This window comes from Serinicoccus sp. JS2-9, assembly GCF_059025165.1.
The window spans coordinates 2149567-2168219 of the sequence record NZ_CM180091.1 but is presented as its reverse complement, the minus strand read 5'-3'; the positions used below and the strand labels follow the sequence as shown (position 1 = coordinate 2168219).

The 18653-nt window shown below is 73.5% G+C and carries 16 protein-coding genes; 5 read left to right on the top strand and 11 right to left on the bottom strand.

Features of this window, described 5'->3' with window-relative positions:
* Positions 1-115: 115 nt before the first annotated feature.
* Complete coding sequence (locus AC5PYY_RS10485) at positions 116-874, top strand: CHRD domain-containing protein (protein ID WP_493896756.1); 759 nt, start codon at positions 116-118, stop codon at positions 872-874.
* Position 875: 1 nt separating this feature from the next.
* Positions 876-1676 carry a class F sortase gene (locus tag AC5PYY_RS10480; protein WP_493896755.1) on the top strand — a complete coding sequence of 267 codons (801 nt, stop codon included), beginning with the start codon at positions 876-878 and terminating at the stop codon, positions 1674-1676.
* 148 nt (positions 1677-1824) lie between these two features.
* Here the strand turns inward: AC5PYY_RS10480 and AC5PYY_RS10475 are convergent, their stop codons facing one another.
* The 7 genes from AC5PYY_RS10475 to AC5PYY_RS10445 all read right to left on the bottom strand — a co-directional run bounded on the left by AC5PYY_RS10475 (position 1825) and on the right by AC5PYY_RS10445 (position 10120).
* On the bottom strand, positions 1825-2580 hold the full coding sequence (locus AC5PYY_RS10475; RefSeq protein WP_493896754.1) for an anti-sigma factor: 756 nt from the start codon (positions 2578-2580) through the stop codon (positions 1825-1827).
* Positions 2573-3214, bottom strand: a complete 642-nt coding sequence (gene sigK / locus AC5PYY_RS10470; RefSeq protein ID WP_493896753.1) for an ECF RNA polymerase sigma factor SigK — start codon at positions 3212-3214, stop codon at positions 2573-2575. Before sigK ends, AC5PYY_RS10475 begins: the two co-directional genes overlap by 8 nt.
* Positions 3184-3606 (bottom strand): SCO2097 family morphological protein, encoded by a 423-nt coding sequence (locus tag AC5PYY_RS10465; RefSeq protein ID WP_493896752.1) that lies wholly within the window; start codon positions 3604-3606, stop codon positions 3184-3186. Before AC5PYY_RS10465 ends, sigK begins: the two co-directional genes overlap by 31 nt.
* Positions 3607-3765: 159 nt before the next feature.
* Positions 3766-4989 carry a DNA polymerase IV gene (gene dinB / locus AC5PYY_RS10460; RefSeq protein WP_493896751.1) on the bottom strand — a complete coding sequence of 408 codons (1224 nt, stop codon included), beginning with the start codon at positions 4987-4989 and terminating at the stop codon, positions 3766-3768.
* A complete protein-coding gene (locus AC5PYY_RS10455) occupies positions 4983-9047 on the bottom strand; it encodes a DNA polymerase III subunit alpha (protein ID WP_493896750.1) in 4065 nt (1354 codons plus the stop codon). The genes dinB and AC5PYY_RS10455 overlap by 7 nt, the downstream gene beginning before the upstream one ends.
* A 5-nt stretch (positions 9048-9052) precedes the next feature.
* Positions 9053-9520 carry an SAV_6107 family HEPN domain-containing protein gene (locus tag AC5PYY_RS10450; protein ID WP_493896749.1) on the bottom strand — a complete coding sequence of 156 codons (468 nt, stop codon included), beginning with the start codon at positions 9518-9520 and terminating at the stop codon, positions 9053-9055.
* A gap of 135 nt (positions 9521-9655) precedes the next feature.
* The gene (locus AC5PYY_RS10445; protein WP_493896748.1) at positions 9656-10120 is read right to left on the bottom strand and encodes a DUF6504 family protein; all 465 of its coding nucleotides are present in this window, start codon (positions 10118-10120) and stop codon (positions 9656-9658) included.
* 365 nt (positions 10121-10485) lie between these two features.
* On the opposite strand from AC5PYY_RS10445, the gene AC5PYY_RS10440 reads away from it, so the two are divergent.
* Positions 10486-11571, top strand: a complete 1086-nt coding sequence (locus AC5PYY_RS10440; RefSeq protein WP_493896747.1) for a polyprenyl synthetase family protein — start codon at positions 10486-10488, stop codon at positions 11569-11571.
* A gap of 67 nt (positions 11572-11638) precedes the next feature.
* On the opposite strand, the gene AC5PYY_RS10435 is transcribed toward AC5PYY_RS10440, so the two are convergent.
* On the bottom strand, positions 11639-11977 hold the full coding sequence (locus AC5PYY_RS10435) for an Rv2175c family DNA-binding protein (protein WP_493896746.1): 339 nt from the start codon (positions 11975-11977) through the stop codon (positions 11639-11641).
* A 189-nt stretch (positions 11978-12166) separates the two neighbouring features.
* On the opposite strand from AC5PYY_RS10435, the gene AC5PYY_RS10430 reads away from it, so the two are divergent.
* Both AC5PYY_RS10430 and pknB read left to right on the top strand, forming a co-directional pair.
* Positions 12167-13438, top strand: coding sequence for a lytic transglycosylase (locus tag AC5PYY_RS10430; RefSeq protein ID WP_493896745.1), 1272 nt, complete (start codon positions 12167-12169; stop codon positions 13436-13438).
* A 62-nt stretch (positions 13439-13500) separates the two neighbouring features.
* Positions 13501-15471 carry a Stk1 family PASTA domain-containing Ser/Thr kinase gene (pknB, locus tag AC5PYY_RS10425; RefSeq protein ID WP_493896744.1) on the top strand — a complete coding sequence of 657 codons (1971 nt, stop codon included), beginning with the start codon at positions 13501-13503 and terminating at the stop codon, positions 15469-15471.
* Between the two features lie 66 nt (positions 15472-15537).
* Here the strand turns inward: pknB and AC5PYY_RS10420 are convergent, their stop codons facing one another.
* Genes AC5PYY_RS10420 through AC5PYY_RS10410 form a run of 3 tightly spaced genes read right to left on the bottom strand, consistent with a single transcriptional unit; the run spans position 15538 to position 18621 of the window.
* The gene (locus AC5PYY_RS10420) at positions 15538-16131 is read right to left on the bottom strand and encodes a molybdopterin-dependent oxidoreductase (RefSeq protein WP_493896743.1); all 594 of its coding nucleotides are present in this window, start codon (positions 16129-16131) and stop codon (positions 15538-15540) included.
* On the bottom strand, positions 16128-17204 hold the full coding sequence (locus AC5PYY_RS10415) for a threonine aldolase family protein (protein WP_493896742.1): 1077 nt from the start codon (positions 17202-17204) through the stop codon (positions 16128-16130). The genes AC5PYY_RS10420 and AC5PYY_RS10415 overlap by 4 nt, the downstream gene beginning before the upstream one ends.
* Before the next feature lie 40 nt (positions 17205-17244).
* Positions 17245-18621, bottom strand: coding sequence for a class II 3-deoxy-7-phosphoheptulonate synthase (locus tag AC5PYY_RS10410; RefSeq protein ID WP_493896741.1), 1377 nt, complete (start codon positions 18619-18621; stop codon positions 17245-17247).
* Between the last annotated feature and the right edge of the window lie 32 nt (positions 18622-18653).

Here is an 18653-nt window from a genome sequence, read left to right as displayed (position 1 = left end):
GCCGTGGGTCGTGTGATCCACCTCACATGTCCCATCCGCTCGGCGAGCCGTGCCGAACCCCTCCTCACACGCCACCGCACCCGCGGCGGCGTCCGCGACCTGGAGGAGTAGTCCGATGAAGCGCACGACCCTAGCCGCCGCCCTGGCGATCCCCGCCCTGATCGGGATGTCTGCCGCGCCAGCGGCAGCCGACGACCACACGCCGGTCGAGCTCATGAGCACCCTCGGCGAGCTCAACGACTCCGGTGGCTCTGGAACCGCCTGGGCGAAGGTCGACGGCAACGAGGTGTGGCTCAAGCTCGAGGTGAGCGGCCTGCTGGAGGGCAGTCCGCACGCCCAGCACATCCACATCGGAGGCACCAACAGCTGCCCCGACCCCGGCATGGAGGGCACCGGCGTAGACGGCGCCATCCGGGTCACCGACGCGATCGACAGCTACGGCATGGTCGCGGTCTCGCTGACCGGCAACGATGCGGCCACCGGCCCGGAGGCTGCCCTCGACGTGGCCAACTTCCCGACCGAGGGCACCTACACCTACGAGCGGACCGTCGAGGTGCCGGACGACGTCGCGGCGAGCCTCGCGGCCGGTGACGGCGTCGTGGTCGTCCACGGCGTCGACCACAACGGCTCCGGTGCCTACGACGGCGAGCAGATGTCCGACCTCGACGACAGCCTGCCGTCCGAGGCCACCGACCCCGCGCTGTGCGGGGCCTTCGAGGCCGGCCAGATGGCTGCGCCCGAGGGCGGTGTCCAGACCGGGGGCGGCGACCCGACGGGTCTGGAGCACGGCGGCCTGATCGCGGCAGGCGCCGTCCTTCTGACCGCTGGAGCGGGCGCTCTCGCGCTCGACCGGCGTCGGCGCACCGACTCCTGAGGTGTCGCCGGCACCAGCCGGCCAGGGCGGCAGCGGCATCGCCGCCGCCCTGGCCGGCCTGGCCGTCGTCGTGGGTGTGGGTGCCCTCGGCACCGGCCTCCTCGGCCAGCGTCCTGAGCCACCAGACCTGGCGACGCAGTCCCTCGACGCGGCAGCCGTGACCTCCGCGAGCCCGGAGGTCACGATGGCCGCGTCGGACGACGACGCGACCACGGCCCAGGCCTCACCCGGCCCGGTGGACACCGCGCGCGGACGGCAGACGGACGTCCCGACGGCCGGCATCGAGCCATCGGAGACCGCGACCGCGACGTCGCCGAACGCCGACTCCACCGTCGAGGCACTGCCGCCGTCGGAGCCGATCGCGGTGCGCATACCGCGGATCGGCGTGAGCAGCCCGCTCCACCCGCTCGGGTTGGCGCCCGACGGCACGCTGGAAGTGCCCTCCGGCGAGCGCCTCGACGAAGCGGCGTGGTACGACGGCTCCCCCACGCCGGGCGAGGTGGGACCGACCGTGATCGAGGGACACGTCACCGGGGTGGGTGGACGTGCCTCGGTGTTCTTCGAGCTGGCTGCGTTGGCGCCGGGTGACCGCGCCGAGGTGGAGCTCGAGGACGGCCGGACCGTCAGCTACGAGGTCTACCGCGTGGACCAGTTCGCCAAGGCCGACTTTCCCACCGTGGACGTCTACGGACCCACCGCCGGCCCCGAGCTGCGGCTCATCACCTGCGGTGGCGAGTTCGACGACTCGACCGGGCACCACGTGGACAACACGGTGGTCTACGCCCGGATGGTCACCAGCTGAGCCGCGCGCGCACGGCCCACAGACGCGTCTCCGGCGTTCCTCGCAGGGGGAGGAGCGCCGGAGACGTCCCGTGCCAGGGCTCCCTCGCTACGCGTGGGGACGCTGCGTCGGGGCCGCAGCCGCAGGAGGACACGGTATGCCGTGCGCCTCAGCCGAGCGGCACGACGGCGAAGGGTTCGGTGGTCGGCTGGTCCGACCCGCCCTCCGGCTCGACGCTGAGGCCGACGGCAGCGGCGCCCTCCGGAGCTCCCTCCAGGCGGCCTTCGCCCTCCTCCAGCACGTTCTCGGTGAGCACGCCGGCCGAACGGGCGCTGCCGTCGTCGCCCACGAACCACGCCTGGTAGACGCTGCCCTCGTCAGGGGCGGCGAGCCTCTCGGGCAGCAGGAGGACGGCACCGTTGGTGTCCTCCGACGTGATGACGACGACCTCGCCGACCTCCGCGTCTCCCGTGTGCTCCGTCGCGTCTTCGGCGCTGATCACCTGATCGACCGGGTCGGGCTCCAGCGTCCGGTTGACCCCCCACGCGCCCACGCCGATGAGAGCGGCTGCCGCGGCCACGGCGAGCCATCGGGAGGCCGGGAGCCGTGCGGTCCGGGTCCGACGGCGTCCGACGCGAGGGGGTTCGGCCGCGACCTGGTCCAGGACACGGGCGCGCAGTTCGGCCGAGGGCTGAACCTCCAGACCCTCGGAGAGCGCAGCGGCGTCGTCGGTGAGCTCGTCGACCACCGCGCGGCAGGCTGCACAGGTGGGGAGGTGCGCCTCGACCGCCGCGCGCTCCTGCTCATCGACCGCGTCCACGGCATAGGCCGCCGCGAGGTCACACATCGCGTGCGGGTCCCCGTGGTCGGGGGCGCCGCCCGTGGCCTGCTCGTCTGACGGCTCGCGCCGTGCGTCGTCACTCATCCTGCTCACCTCCACCCATGCTGGTCCTCAACTTTCGCAGCCCGTCCCGGATCCGCGTCTTCGCGGTCCCGAGCGGGATGTCCAACCGCTGCGCCACCTCGCGGTGGGTCAGTCCGCCGAAGTAGGCGAGCTCGAGGGTCGTGCGGTGCGGCTCGCCCACCTGGGCGAGGGCGCGATGCACAGCCCCTGCTTCGACGCGACCGACGGCTTCCTCCGCAGTGGCGTCGTAGGCAGGCGTCTGCTGGGATTCGTAGCGGTGCAACCGATCGGATTGCGACTGCTCGGCGCGGACCCGGTCGACGGCCCGGCGGTGGGCCAGGGTGAGGACCCAGGCCAGCGGGGAGCCGCGCCCGGGATCGAAGCGGTCAGCCTGGCGCCATACCTGGAGCATGACCTCCTGGGTGACCTCCTCGGCCACCGCCCGGTTGCGGACGATGCGCAGGACCAGGCCGAGGACGCGGGGCGCCACCTGGTCGAAGAGGGTGGCGAAGGCGTCCTGGTCGTCGTCGGCGACGGCGCGCAGCAGGTCACCCAGATCGGGGGCGGAGCCGGAAATGTGGACGACCCGGGCAGGGCCCGGGTCGTCGGAGAGGTGAGGGGAACTCAGGGACCCTGCTCCCGTCGCCGGTCCCACTGCTGCTCCATGCGCTCCATGAAGCCGCCAGGACTCTTGCCCTGACGGGGCTTCTTAGGGCTGGTCGGGGCTGCGGCCGAGCCGTTCTGGTCGACGACGCGCAGCCGGGAGCGGCCTGAGCGGGCGGGCGAAGCGGCCCAGGCCCCACCCATGACCATGGCGAGGAAGCCCAGGACTCCGACCCAGATCATCGAGGACATCACGCCCACGACGACGAGGGCCAGGCCGGCGAGGGCGACGAGGACGCCCAGCGCGAGACGACGACGGTCGAGGCCGGCAGCGCCCCCGCCGGCGGCCGGACGCTTGAGCTGGCTGGCCAGACGAGGGTCCTCGGCGTAGAGCGCCTGCTCCATCTGCTCGAGAACACGCTGTTCGTGCTCTGAGAGCGGCACGGTCACCTCCGGTGGTGCGAATCATGGCCCGGCGGCACGCTCACCGGCGCCAGGGTGTCTTTCTTCAAGGATATGCCGTGAACGTGCGGAGCACTAGCCAGAGTTCCCGCCGCCGCGTCCACGCAGGCCACGACGATAGGGCCAGGGCGTCCACGCCGGTCACCCGGCCCGCCCTCCGGCCAGCAGACTGGCGGGGCGGACCGCGTGCTGGCCGAATCGCGCGGCGGCCCGGTCGGCGGCCCGCTCAGCCTCGCGCCAGCCGCGCTCCGGCTCGTCCAGGCGACCCTGCACCAGCGTCTGGTCCGCCTCGGTGATCCCCTCCACCCGGACCCCAAGCATGCGGATGCGGGCACGTTGCAGGCCGAGAGCGGCATACAGGGCGCACGCGGTGGTGTGCACCTCCCGGGTGACGTCGGTGGGGACGGTGACCGTCCGGGAGCGGGTGATGGTGGTGAAGTCGGAGAAGCGGACGGTGAGGACGACCGTCCGGCCCAGCACCCCGCCGTGCCGCATCCGGCTGGCGGTCCGTTCGGCGAGGTGGAGCAGCTGACGCCGGATCTGGTCGGGGTCGTCGACGTCGTGGCTGAAGGTCTCGGAGGAGCCGACGCTGCGCTCCCGGCGGGACGGCACCACCGGATCGTCGTCGATGCCCCACGCCAGGGCGTGCAATCGGGCCGCGGACTGCTCCCCGAAGGCGCGCCGCAACGTCACCAGCGGCACGTGCGCCAGCTGAGCGACGGTATGCAGTCCGAGACGGTGCAGCTCGGCCTCGGTCGACTCACCGACGCCCCACAGGGCACCCACGGGAAGCGGGTGCAGGAAGGGCACCACCTCACCGCGGGAGACCAGCCTCATCCCGTCGGGCTTGGCGGCCCGCGAGGCCATCTTGGCGACCGCCTTGGACGGGGCGCCGCCGACCGAGCAGGTGATGCCCTGCTCGTCGGCGACGGTGTCCCGGATCCACCGCCCGATCTGCTCCGGGCTGCCCCACTGACGGCCTGCGGTCGCGACGTCGAGGAAGGCTTCCTCCATCGAGACCGGCTCCACCCGGGGCGTGACCTCGGCGAAGACGGCCATAACCGCCTCGGAGACCCGGGTGTATCGGTCGTAGTCCGGGCGAACGACGACGACCGGGGGACACAGCCGTCGCGCGGTGGCCATCGGCATCCCCGAGCGGACGCCGTAGGCCCGGGCCTCGTAGGTCGCGGCCAGCACGACGCTGCGCCACCCCCCGCCGACCACGACCGGCTGCCCGCGCAGGTGGGGCTCGGCGAGCAGCGACACCGCGGCGTAGAAGGCGTCCATGTCGACGTGGAGGACCCAACCGCGTGGCCCGTCGGACGAGCTCGCGGCATCGGAGGTGGTCGCGGCGGGCCTCACCATCCGGGGCTCCCGGGGCTGGAGTGCCACAGTTTGCTGCCCGGCTGCCGGGTCGCCTCTCCGGCCGGCTTGATGTCGGCGTAGGGCGACTGGGCGAAGCCGGAGGCGTGGACGAGCACCCGGCGTCCGGCCGGGGCGCCAGCCGCCTCGGCCTCGGTGCGCGCGGCGGCCTCGGCCTGGGCGGCGAGCAGGCGGGCGGTCTCCTCCGCCTGCGCCATCTGCGTCCGGGCGGCCTCCACCCCACCGGTCTCCCATGCCTGCGCCAACGAGCCCAGCTCCCACGCAGCGGTCGCGCGGATCGACAGGCCGCGCGGCCCGGTGCGCCGCACCACCCCGCGCACCAGCAGCAGCCAGGAGTGGAAGACGGTCGCGGCATACGGACCCTGGACGTCCTCGAAGAAGGTCGCGTCCGACAGGCCGGTGCCGTCGTCGAGGGTGAGGAAGACGACCCGGCGGCCGGAGCGCACCGGCGGGGTCTGGGTGGCGACCTTGGCTCCTGCCACCAGCACCTCGGCGCCGCCGCGGCGGGACAGCAGGTCGCGGGACCGGATCACCCCGAGCTCGGCCAGCAGGGGGCCGAAACCGGCCACCACGTGCTGGCTGACGTCCATGCCCAGCACCTCCAGCTCGGCCCGCAGCTGCTCGGACTCGCTCATCTCGGGGAGCCCGCTGCCCGTGAGCGGGGCGGGATCGTCGCCGAGCTCCAGGGTCAGCTGGGTGGTGGAGGACGCGCCGGGCGCGGCATGCCAGCCGCGGCGGCCCTGCGCCTGGGCACCGGCGCGGGAGGCGATCTCCCCGGCCGCGGCCTCGATGGTCGGGGCCGGGCGGCGCCGGCCAGCCCGGCTCCGGCCGGCCCCGGTCGCCGCATGCCTGGACCACTGCTCCAGGTCACGCACGTGCAGCAGCAGGTCCCGACGGGTGAGGGCCCCTCGGCCAGACCCTGAGGCCGGCGCAGAAGGCCCCGCTCCCCTGCCCGGCGCCCGGCGTCCGACGCGGTGGAGCGTGTCCAGACCCCCGGCCAGCACCAGGCGCTCCGTCGTCGGCCGGCTGGGGCGGGCCCGGTGCCACAGGTCGGCCAGCGAGTCGTAGGGCTGACCGGCGACGATCCGACCGATCTCGTCGTCGGTGATCCCCTTGACGTCGGCGAGGGAGAGCCGGATGCCATAGCCCCCGGCCCGCCGCTCGATCTGCGCCATCGTCGCGTCCACCCGGTCGGGTGTGCGCCGCAGTCCTCCCGGGGGTGGCGCGGCCTCCCACCCGACCGTCGTGGAGGCTTCGTCCACCCGTTCCACCCGGTAGGTCGCCCCGGAGGCGTTGACGTCCAGCCCCAGCACGTGGACCCCCATGGTGCGCGCCTCGTCGAGGATGAGCCGTTTGGGATACATCCCGGGGTCATGGGTCAGCACCCCGGCCAGGAAGGCGGCGGTATGGTGCGTCTTCAACCAGGCCGACTGGTAGGTCGGCAGCGCGAAGGCCGCGGCGTGGGCCTTGCAGAAGCCGAACGAGGCGAAGGCAGCCAGCACCTCCCAGATTCGGTCCGCGTCGGCGGCGGAGTATCCGCGCGCGGTCGCGGCGGCGCGCCACCACACCTCGACCTCGTCCTGCCCCGACGGGCTGCCCATCGCCCGCCGGACCTCGTCGGCCTGGGCCAGCGACACCCCGGTCGTCTCGGCGACGATCTGCAGCACCTGCTCGTGGAAGACCACCACCCCGCAGGTCTGCTTCAGATAGGGCACCAGGCTGGGGTGGAGGTACTCCGGCCGGCCCCACCCCTGCCGGGCGTGCAGGAAGGGCCGGATCATGTCCGACTTCACCGGCCCGGGGCGGAAGAGAGAGATGTCGATGATGATGTCGGCGAAGGTCTCGGGGGCGAACTTGCCGACCAGCTCGCGCTGACCTGGCGACTCGATCTGGAAGCAGCCGAGGGTGCGGGTGGACTGGATGAGGGCAAAGGTGTCCGGGTCGTCGAAGGGCACCTGCGTCCGGTCGTCCAGATCGACGCGCACCCCGTCGACGCGTTCGACCTCCTCGATCGCGTGCGCCATCGACGACTGCATCCGGATGCCCAGCACGTCCAGCTTGAGCAGCCCCAGCTCCTCGACGTCGTCCTTGTCGAACTGGCTCATCGGGAAGCCCAGCCAGCTCGCCTCGACCGGGGTGCGGTCGAGCAGCCCGGTGTTGGAGAGGATCACCCCGCACGGGTGCATCGCGAGGTGCCGGGGCAGCCCGTCGAGCGACTCCACCAGCTCCAGCAGCTGCTGCATCCGAGGGGCATCCAGACCCTGCCGTCGCAGCTCGGGCAGGTCGCGGATGGCGGCGCGGGCGTCGCGCGCCCGGATGTGCGGGAAGGCCTTGGCGATGACGTCGATCTCTCCCGGCGGCAGTCCCAGCGTCGCCGCGACATCCCGGACCGCGTGCCGCACCCGGTAGGTCTCAGCCATCGACACGCACGTCACCCGCTCGGACCCGAAGTGCTCGAGGATGAGCTCGTAGAGCTCGGTGCGCCGCGCCGACTCCACGTCGATGTCGATGTCGGGCAACTGGGCGCGCAGCGGTGAGCAGAAGCGCTCCATGAGCAGCCCGTGCTCCATCGGGTCGACCCCGCTGATGCCGAGCAGGAAGGTCACCAGACTGCCGGCGCCCGAGCCCCGCGCCGCCACCCGGACGCCCTGGTCGCGGATCAGGTCGCAGACCTGGGCCACGGTGAGGAAGTAGGTGGGGTAGCCCAGCCCGGCGATGACGCCCAGCTCGTCGTCGAGCCGGTCCCGGACCTGACGCAGGTATGCCGTCGTCGACCCGGGATAGCGCGTCGCGACCGCCTGGGCGCACCGCTCGGTGAGCACCTGGTGCGCCTGACCGACCCCGGACACCCCGAGGATCTCGGGCTCCGGCAGGTGGACGGCACCGATCCCGAGGTCGGAACGCTGGTCCTGGTGGCACTCGAGCGCCAGCGACAGGGTGTCGCGCAGCAGCACCTCGGCCCGGGCGCCGGGACCGCCGGCGACCTCGAGCTGCCGGGCCAGGGCATGCATGGCGGCGGTGCCCGCGAGATGGCCGGCGCTGCTCACGCGATCGAGGTGGCGCTCGTCCAGCGCCACCATGCGTCGGGCGGCGTCGAGGACGTCCACCACCCGCGCCTGCTCCGGCAGCGCGTGCCGGACCGCAGCGGTGAGCACCGCCGGGATCCCCACCTCCCGTGCGAGTGCCCAGAGCGCACTGGCGTGGCCCAGACTGCCGGGACTGCCCTCGGGCCCCCCGTGGCAGACCACCTCGACCCGCACCCCGCCCCGCGGCACCAGCTCTACCCACCGCTGCAGCAGGCGCCGGGCCAGGTCACGACGCCGGGCGAGCACCGCCCTCCCCACGTCGGAGTCGGGTCCGAGGAGCAGGACGACCGGCGCCGCACCGCAGACCGCGGCCGCGGCGCGGGAGATGAGCTCGGGGGTGGTGCGCGGCACCGACCGCTCCCCCGCCAGGTGGGTGTGGGTGACCAGCCGGCACAACCGGGCCCACCCCACCCCGGGCTCCAGGCCCGACCGCTGCCCCCGGGCCAGCAGCACCACGCGCGGCTGCTGATCGTCGACCAAGGCACCGCCCTTCACGGGACTGCTGCGTGGCGCGCGCCGCTCCGGACCCGCATCGGGCCCGGTCTCTCCCCAGCCGCGACCAGGGGCGATCCGGTCGCCGCCGCGCGTGCCCCACCCCTCCCCGTCACCTCGCCTGTCCGGTGCACCCCATCCGGACCGGAGCCCGGTCACGTGGGCCGTCGACGCCGTCGCCCGGCCCGACACCGATCCCGACCCCGCCCCTGACCCCGGGCCGTCGAGCGCCGGTGAGGAGCCCAGCGCCAGGTCCACGCCCAGCACCGGGGCGATCCCGGCCTCGCCGCAGGCACGGACGAAACGCACCGCGCCGTAGAGCCCGTCCCGGTCGGTCAGACCGAGCGCGGGCTGCCCCAGCTCGGCCGCCCGGGCGACCAGGTCCACCGGGTGGGAGGCGCCGTAGCGCATGGACGCGCTGGAGGCGACGTGCAGATGGACGAAGTCGTCGGTGCTGCCCACCGGGCTCACCCGTGACCCAGCGGGGACAGCTCGTCGGGCAGCGGGATCTCGCAGGGCAGGTGCAGCGCGGCCCGCACCAGCTCCAGGAAGTGCTCCCCGGAGCGCACCAGGTCGTCGGCATCGCGGGCGGTCACGGCGTCGGCACCCCGCTCCAGCGCCAGTCTCCGCCGGCCGGAGTCGGCGAAGAAGACGGCCCACTCGGCCAGCTCGGGCGCCACCGTCGGGAGCATCTCCCAGACGCTGCGCGGGCGGCTGCGCCGCGTGGGGACGGTGCGGGCCGCGAGCAGGGCCGCCCCGGCCCGCAGCGCCGCCAGGTGGGCGTAGGTGTAGCGCTCGGCGGCCGTGCTGCTGTGGCAGGCCTGCAGGAGCACCCCGCGGGAGCGCTCCAGCAGGTCCAGAACGGCACCGGCGGTGGCTCCGGGCACCAGGTCCGCCACCTCCTGCCGCGCGTCGGTGATCGTCATCTCGCTCATCCCTCTCTGCTCGCTCGCGTGTCCTCGTGCTGCGCCATCTGTCTCGCGCCGCTGCCTGTCTCGTGCTGCGCCGTCCGCCTGTCGTGCTGTCTGCCTGTGCTGTCGTGCTGCGCCGTCCGCCCGTCGTGCTGGGTCTCAGTCGGTCACGCGGTCCAGGCGCCACCGCTCCCCCTGCACCAGGTCGTAGACCCCGGTGCCGCTGGACCGGCCGGCGCCGGCCTCCACCCGCCAGACGACCCGCTCCAGCTCGGGTCTCGTCGCCCGGTCGCGATCGACGTCGGCCCTGCCCTCGACCGCGATCTGCTCGACCCCGGCCCTGACCTCGGCCCTGGCCCTGACCTCGGCCATGGCCCTGACCTCGGTGTCGACCTCGGTGCCGGCCCCGACCTCGGCGTCGGGATCGATGCGCCACCACGGCACCCGCTGAGTCCACCGGGCCAGCACCGCGCGGACCACGTGCACCCGCCCGCGCCACAGGAAGAGCGTGGGGACCTCGACGGTGCTGCGCGCACCGCCCGGCAGGGCACCCTCCAGCCGCACCCCGTGCTCACCCGCCGCGCCCCACCGGACCTCGATCTGCTCGTCATACCTCCTGCTCATGACGCTCTCCTCACCTGTCGTCCGGGCACCACAGCCCTTCCGGACCGAGATCGAATCGAACTTGTGTTCGATGTGCGACAAATGTACGACTCGGCGCCGACAGACTCAACCCCCAGGCCAGGATCGACCCTTCCTGTGGACAACTCCCACCCCCCTGGTCGCGACCCCGCACCATGGACCCACGGCCCGGGCCGCGGGAGGGGGCGGCCCGGGCCATCCACCCCATACCGTCTAGGCTCGACCTCAGGGACTCACCCGACCGGGCGGCGTCGACGCGGTGCCGGATGCCGCCCGTGCAGCATCGCCGGCAGCGCCACCACCCGGAGCACCACCGTCCGCAGCACCACCATCCGCCAGGAGGATCCGTGACGCACGCGCTGGACGGCGTCGACCTGCGCCCGCGGGTGCAGCGGGCGCTGGACTCACACCTCCAGCACCAGCGCGAGGTGCTCACCGACCTCGGCGACCCCATGGGGCCGCTCGTCGACGCCGTCTCCGACCTGCTCGTCGGCGGCAAGCGACTGCGGGCCGCCTTCCTCTACTGGGGCTGGAGGGCGCTCGGCGGACCCGACGACGACGCCGTCGTCCGGGCCGCCAGCTCGATGGAGATCTTCCAGGCCGCGGCGCTCCTGCACGACGACGTCATGGACAACAGCGACCTGCGACGCGGACGGCCGACGGCGCACCGCGCCTTCTCCACGCTGCATCGGGAGCGCGGGTGGACCGGCGACCCCGAGCGCTTCGGGCACGCCGCCGCGATCCTCGCCGGCGACCTGTGCCTCAACTGGACCGACGAGGCCTTCAGCACCAGCGGCCTGCCCGCCGAGGCGCTCGACCGCGCGCGACCGGAGTTCGACCGGATGCGCACCCAGCTCATGGGCGGCCAGTTCCTCGACATGCTCGAGGGAGCCCGGGGCTGGCTCGATCTCGACCACACCGACCGGATCGAGCGATCCCGCACGGTCATCCGCTACAAGAGCGCCCGCTACTCCGTCGAGCAGCCGCTGCTCATCGGCGCGCTCGCGGCGGGTGCGTCACCCCAGACGCTCCGCCGCTTCGCCACCTATGGCGCCGCGCTCGGCGAGGCCTTCCAGCTCCGGGACGACGTGCTCGGCGTGTTCGGCGACCCCGCCGAGACCGGAAAACCAGCCGGCGACGACCTGCGGGAGGGCAAGCACACCGTGCTCGTGGCCCAGGCGCTCGAGCACGCCGACGCCGCGGGCGCCGCCCTCGTCGAGGCCAGCCTGGGCGACCCCGACCTCGACGACGCCACCGTGGATGCCTGCCGACAGGTGCTCGTCGCGTCCGGTGCGCTGCGGCATACCGAGGAGATGATCTCGGCCGGAGCGCAGGAGGCCCTCGACGCCCTGGCGGCCACCGACGGGCTCACCGAGGAAGGGCGCGGCGCCCTCACCGAGCTCGTCGCGATCTGCACCGACCGCGCGACCTGACGAGGTCGGACGGGACGGTCGCCCTGCTGACGCCGACCCGGTCGCGCCCGCCGCAGAGCGGGAGTCCCTAGAAGGCGTGCTCCTGCGCCCGGCGCCGGACCTCGGTCTTGGCCCCCGCGTGCAGGGAGGCGATGGCGCTTCCGCCCGAGAGCGTCTCGTCGGGGGTATGCAGCCACTCGATGATCTCCTCGTCGCTGAGACCCCCGTCGGCCAGCACGGTGATCGTGCCGCGCAGGGAGGGCAGCGGCCCGTCGGCGACGAGGAAGGTGCTGGGCACCATGACCGCGTGGTGCTCACCCCGCCGTTGCCCGACCAGCTCGCGTTCCTGGAGCCACCGCTTCACCTGTTGCAGCGAAGCGCCGGTCCGGTCCATGACGTCGGGGACCGGCAGCCACTCGGGAATCACATTGGTGTCATCTAGCACAGTCCTATCCAATCACGTGTGAAGACACGCCGGAAGGGTGGCGTGACCTGCGGAGAGAGGGTACTGTCCCTGGTGTCTCACCGGCCACGCTGTCCCCCCTGTCCCACGTGTGTCCCGCGAGTCACGCCTGTGCCATCACCCACGCTCGTCACCGTCACTGGAGGAAAAGACGTGAGTCCCCTCTTCGCCGCCCTGCCCCCCGGCGATCTGCCCTCGCACGCCTACGTCGCCCCGACCGGCGTGCACGCGACCGCGACCCTGGTGACCGCACCGTCCGAGCGCACCCACACCGTCTCCTCCGGCGAGACCGTCTACGGCATCGCCGCCCGCTACGACGTCAGTCCCCAGGCGATCGTGCGCGCCAACTCCCTTCCCCAGGGCGGCCGGTGGATCCTGCCCGGGGCCCGGCTGGTCATCCCGGGCGAGGGAGGCACCACGGCCGCCCCGGAGCCCGGTCGCTCCGCGGGCGGTTCTTCCTCGGCCAGTTCCTCGAGCAGCTCCTCGGGCGGCACCGTCACCGTCCGCGCCGGCGACACCCTCTCCGGCATCGCCGCCCGGCACGGCACCACCGTCTCCGCGCTCGCCCGCACCAACAGCATCAGCAACACCCGCCTCATCTACCCCGGCCAGAAGCTGCGCCTGCCCGGATCATCCGGGTCCTCCTCCGGCTCGTCTTCGTCCGGGTCCTCCTCGGGGTCCTCCTCCAGCCGCTCCTCCGGCGGCACCGTCACCGTCCGTGCCGGCGACACCCTCTCCGGCATCGCCGCCCGGCACGGCACCACCGTCTCCGCGCTCGCCCGCACCAACAGCATCAGCAACACCCGCCTCATCTACCCCGGCCAGAAGCTGCGCCTGCCTGGATCATCCGGGTCCTCCTCCGGCTCGTCTTCGTCGGAGGCCCCCACCCCGCTGAACCGCCCCTACGACGAGAGCACCATCGGCGACCTCAAAGTCGGCGAGTCTGTGCCGAACACCTTCCTGCACTACCGCTACAGCGACGGCGTCGCCCGCTCGGCCGCGGCCAACCGCGACTACCTCGCGTCCGTCGACGTGCCCAGCCGCGCCGCCATGCGCGAGCTCATCGTCCGCACCAGCGAGCGCCACGGCGTCGACCCCGACCTCATGGTCGCCGTGTCCTACCAGGAGTCGGGCTGGAACCACCGGGCCGTCTCCCCCGCCAACGCGATCGGCGCGATGCAGGTCATCCCGAGTTCGGGCGACTGGGCCTCCTCGATCATCGGGCGCGAGCTCAACCTGCTCGACCCCGAGGACAACGTCACGGCCGGCGTGGTCATCATGCGCACCCTGCTGCGGTCGGCAGGGTCCACCGACCACGCCATCGGCGGTTACTACCAGGGCCTGGGGAGCGTGCGGCAGTACGGCCTCTTCGCGGACACCCGGCAGTACGTGCGCAACATCACGCACTTCATGACGACCCTCTGAGACGGCATACCGAGCCCCTTCACCTCCCACGGGGCGGCGAGCCCGCTCCGTAGAATCAGGACGTGAGTGAGGCGCCCCCGACCGTGTACGACCGCGTCATCGACGGTCGTTACCAGGTGGAGGCCGAGATCGCCCGCGGGGGGATGGCGACGGTCTACCGGGCGCGTGACCTGCGACTGGACCGGCCCGTGGCGCTCAAGGTCATGCGCGCCGACCTCGCTGACGACGACTCCTTCGTGCGCCGCTTCGTCCAGGAGGCGCGCGCCGCGGCCCGGCTGCAGCATCCGCACGTCGTCAACGTCTACGACCAGGGCGAGGACGAGGAGGTCGTCTTCCTGGCCATGGAGCTCGTCGAGGGGCCGACGCTGCGCGAGGTCATCCGGGCGCGGGCGCCCATGTCGGCGCGCTCCGCCCTGGAGCTGCTGCTGCCGGTCGTCGAGGCCCTCACCGAGGCGCACCGCCGCGGCCTCGTGCACCGCGACATCAAGCCGGAGAACGTCCTGCTCGCCGGCGGCCGCCGCACCGGGGTCAAGGTCGCCGACTTCGGCCTCGCCCGCGCGATCTCCGCAGCCGGCCAGCAGGCGAGCGCCGAGATGCTCTGGGGGACGGCGGCCTACCTCGCGCCGGAGCAGGTCGAGCGCGACTCGAGCCACGTCGACACCCGCACCGACGTGTATGCCGTGGGTCTGCTCCTCTTCGAGCTGCTCACGGGTGGCAAGGCCTTCCCCGGCGGGGACCCGCTCCGGGTCGCCTACGAGCACGTGCACGGCAGCGTCCCGAGCGCGCGCCAGGCGGTGCCGACCGTGCCGGTGGCGGTCGACGACCTGCTGCGGCGCGCCGCCGCGACCGACCCCTCGGACCGCCCCGGCGACGCCGGACAGCTGCTCTCCGAGATGCGGGCCCTGCTGCGCGACGTCGACCCCGAGGAGCTCGACGCCGTTCCGGCGCCGCCGGACTCCGAGCGCACCCAGGAGGTGGCCCGGGGAGGCGATGAGACGCAGCTGGTCGGCGCCGGCGGAGGCTCCACCCGAGCGATCCCCGTGTCACCGCCCTCGGGCGACGGCCACTACGCCCGGACCACCGGTAACCGCCCGTCGGGCAGCCGTCCGGCCGGCGGACCGGCGGCGTCGCCGCCGCGACGACGCCGCGGTGGGCGGGTCCTGCTCACCGTGCTGCTCCTCGCGCTGCTCGGCGGGGGCGGCTACGCCGTGTGGTGGGCCGTGGCCGGCCCCGGCGTGCACTCGCCGATGCCTGTCGTCGCCGACCTGACCGAGGAGGAGGCCCGCCAGTCCCTCGAGACCGAGGAGCTGGACCCCGTGGTGAGCTACGCCTACTCCGAGGACGTCGCGCGTGGCGTCGTGATCTCCTCCGACCAGGAGCCGGGCGCGACGCTGCGGCACGGCACCGACGTCGCCCTCGTCGTGTCCCAGGGCCCCGAGCGGTATGCCGTTCCGCCCCTCTCGGGGCTCCCGCTGGAGTCGGCGCAGGAGGCGCTCGCGAGCGTCAACCTCGCGCTCGGCGACCAGACGCGCGAGCACCACGAGTCCGAGCCCGAGGGGCGGGTGCTGCGCACCACCCCCGAGGCCGGCGAGCCGCTGCCCCCGGGCGGGACGGTCGACGTCGTCCTCAGCGACGGCCCGGCCCCGGTCGAGGTGCCGGACGTGACCGGCCGGTCCGAGCAGGAGGCCACGCAGACCCTGCGCGAGGCCGGCCTCACGGTGACGGTGGCACCCGACGAGGTCTTCGACGACGAGGTGCCGGCCGGCGACGTGGTGCGCCAGTCGCCCAGATCGGGCGCCGTGGAGCGGGGCAGCACGGTCACCCTCACGGTGTCGAAGGGTCCCGAGCTGGTGACCGTGCCCCAGGTGGTGGGCCGGCAGTTCTCTGCTGCGGAGGAGGAGCTCACCGAGCTGGGGCTGACGGTCACCCGGGAGGACGTCCGCGGCGGCTTCTTCGGCACCGTACGGGAGCAGTCGGTCGAGCCCGGTGAGGAGGTGCCGGTCGGCACCGAGATCGTGCTGGCGGTCGTCTGACCGGGTCCGTCCCGGAGCAGGCAGGTGCCTGGCCCACGCGGCGCGGACGCACCGGCGGGCAGCACCTCAGTCCTGGTGCGCCCAGCGCTCCTCCTGCTCGACCCGCCCGCGGGGGTGGTAGCCGTGCGACTCCCACCAGCCTTGCTGGGCGCGGTGGTGGTAGGCCAGCTCGACGACCCACTTGGGCCCCTTGAAGCCGTAGAGGTGCGGGAGCACGACGCGCGCCGGCCAGCCGTGCTCAGGAGTCAGCGGCTCCCCGTCGACGCGATAGGCGAGCAGGGCGTCGGGATGGCGCAGGTCCTCGAGGAGCACCGCGGAGGAGTAGCCACGGACCGCCGCCAGCACGACGTGCTCCACGCCGTCCTCGGGCGGGGCGAGCTCGAGGACGTCGCGCATCCGCACCCCGCCCCAGACCAGGTCGGGCACGCTGTGCCGGTCCACGCAGTGCAACCCGGCACCGACCTCGACGTCGTCGAGCTCGCCGAGCGCCTCCCAGTCCAGCAGCGTGATCCCGCCGTCCCGCGTGGCACCGGCCACGCTCAGATTCCAGCGGTCGGCGTCGAGGTGCGGCACCCGGCCGTAGTGGGAGGGGCGCCAGGTGCGCGTCACCCGCTGGCCCGGCGGCAGCGCCGCCGGTGCTCCTGCCTCTCCCCCGGTCACGATCCCGCGCCGGCCCCTCGCGCCCGCAGCAGGTCGAGCAGCACCGAGGCGGCGTGCTCGGTCATCGTGTCGTCGACGTCGAGGTGCCACACGAAGCGCGCGTGCCGCCCGTCGGTCGGGTAGCCGTGGACCCCGGCCTGCCCGGCCGCCGCGATGAAGTCGGCCGCCGCCCAGCCGGCGGCCCCGACGTCCAGGACCAGGATGTTGGTCTCGACCTGACTGGGGTCCACCACGTCCGGGTATGCCGCCCCGACCGCGAGCGCGACGCGCGCGGTCCGCGCGTGGTCGTCGGCGAGGCGCGCGAGCTGGTGCTGCACGGCATACCTCCCGGCCGCGGCGAGGATCCCCACCTGGCGCATCCCTCCGCCCATCCGCTTGCGGACGACGCGGGCCCGCTCGAGGAGGGCGCCGGAGCCGACGAGGACCGACCCGACCGGCGCTCCGAGACCCTTGGACAGGCAGAGCGAGACGGTGTCGGCGCAGGCGCCGTAGTCGGCCAGCGGGACTCCGGTGGCGACGTGCGCGTTCCACAGCCGCGCGCCGTCGAGGTGCACGCCGACGCCCACGCCTTGAGTGGCCTCGCGCAGCCGTCGCATGCGGTCCAGGGGCTGGACCGTGCCTCCGCCGAAGTTGTGGGTGTTCTCGACCACGACGCACGCGGTGCTGACCTGGTAGGGGCCGCCGTCGGGCACCATGACCTGTAGCGCGGTGTCGACGTCGAGCAGCCCGCGGTGGGCGACCCAGCTGCGGGTCGTGATGCCGGACAGGGCGCCGGCCGCCCCGAGCTCGGCCCGCAGGACGTGGGCCAGGTGGTCGGTGATCACCTCCTGCCCGGGCTCGGCGTGCAGCCGCAGCGCCACCTGGTTGGACATCGACCCGGTGGGCATGAAGAGCGCCGCCTCGTGGCCGAGCAGCGCGGCGAGCTCCTGCTCCAGGGCGGCGACGGTCGGGTCCTCGGCGTAGACGTCGTCGCCGACCGGCGCCGAGACCATGGCCTCCCGCATGGGTGCCGTGGGGCGGGTCAGGGTGTCCGAGCGCAGGTCGGCGACGGGCCTGCACCCGCTCGGCCGCACCTGGTGCTCCTCCGCGCTGTCCGCCCCCGCCACCGGCACGTCAGTGCCCGCCCCGCTCGAGCATCTCGGCGACGAGGAAGGCCAGCTCCAGGCTCTGCTGGTGGTTGAGCCGCGGGTCGCAGAGGGTCTCGTAGCGCAGGCCCAGGTCGTCGAGGTCGACCGGCGTCGTCCCGCCGACGCACTCGGTCACGTCGTTGCCGGTGAGCTCGACGTGGATGCCACCCGGGTGCGTGCCCGCCTCCGCGTGCGAGTCGAAGAAGCCACGGACCTCCTCCACGACGTCCTCGAAGCGCCGGGTCTTGTGCCCGCTCGGCGAGGTGAAGGTGTTGCCGTGCATCGGGTCGCAGACCCAGGCCACGTGCCGCGCGTCGTCGCCCAGCGAGGTGAGCAGCGCCGGGAGGACGTCGCGGATCTGGCCCGCACCCATGCGGGTGATGAAGGTCAGCCGTCCAGGGGTCCGCTCGGGGTCGATCCGGTCCATGAGGGCCAGCACCGTGTCGCGGTCTGCCCCTGGGCCGAGCTTGACGGCGACGGGGTTCTGGATCCGGGAGACGAAGTCGATGTGCGCCCCGTCGAGGTCGCGGGTGCGCTCCCCCACCCAGACGAGGTGGCTGGAGGTGTCGTAGAGCAGGCCGGTGCGGTGGTCGCGCCGGACCATGGGGCGTTCGTAGTCGAGCACCAGCGCCTCGTGCGCGGAGAAGAACTCGACCCGGCGGATCTCCTCGGCGTCGGCGACGCCCGAGGCCTCGAGGAAGCGCAGCGCCCGGTCGATCTGGCCCGCCATCTGCTCGTAGCGCTTCTGCGCCGGGCCGGCGAGGAAGCCTCTGTTCCAGGCGTGCACGCTGCGCAGGTCGGCGAAGCCGCCGCTGGTGAAGCCGCGCACGAGGTTGAGGGTCGCCGAGCTGGCGTGGTAGCAGCGCAGCAGCCGCTCGGGGTCGGGGCGGCGCGCCTCGGGCGTGAACTCGAAGCCGTTGACCATGTCGCCGCGGTAGGCCGGCAGCGTCACGCCGTCGCGGGTCTCGGAGTCCGAGCTGCGCGGCTTGGCGAACTGCCCCGCCATGCGGCCGATCTTGACGATCGGCATCCCGGCGCCGTAGGTCAGCACGACCGCCATCTGGAGGATGGTCTTGATGCGGTCGCGGATGTTGGGGCCGGTGACGTCGGCCAGGGTCTCGGCGCAGTCGCCACCCTGCAGCGTGAACGCCTGACCGGCGGCGACCGACGCCATGCGCTGGCGCAGCTGGTCGCACTCGCCGGCGAAGACGAGCGGCGGATAGGTGGAGAGCACCGAGAGGGTCTGGGCCAGGGCCGCGGGGTCGTCCCAGGTCGGCTGCTGCCGCGCGGGCAGGTCGGGCCAGTCGATGTCGTGGCCACCGCTGGTGGCCAGGCCGGTCAGGTCGGTGCTCACCGGACCCATGGTAGGAGACGTGGCGGGGCGGGTGATCCCTG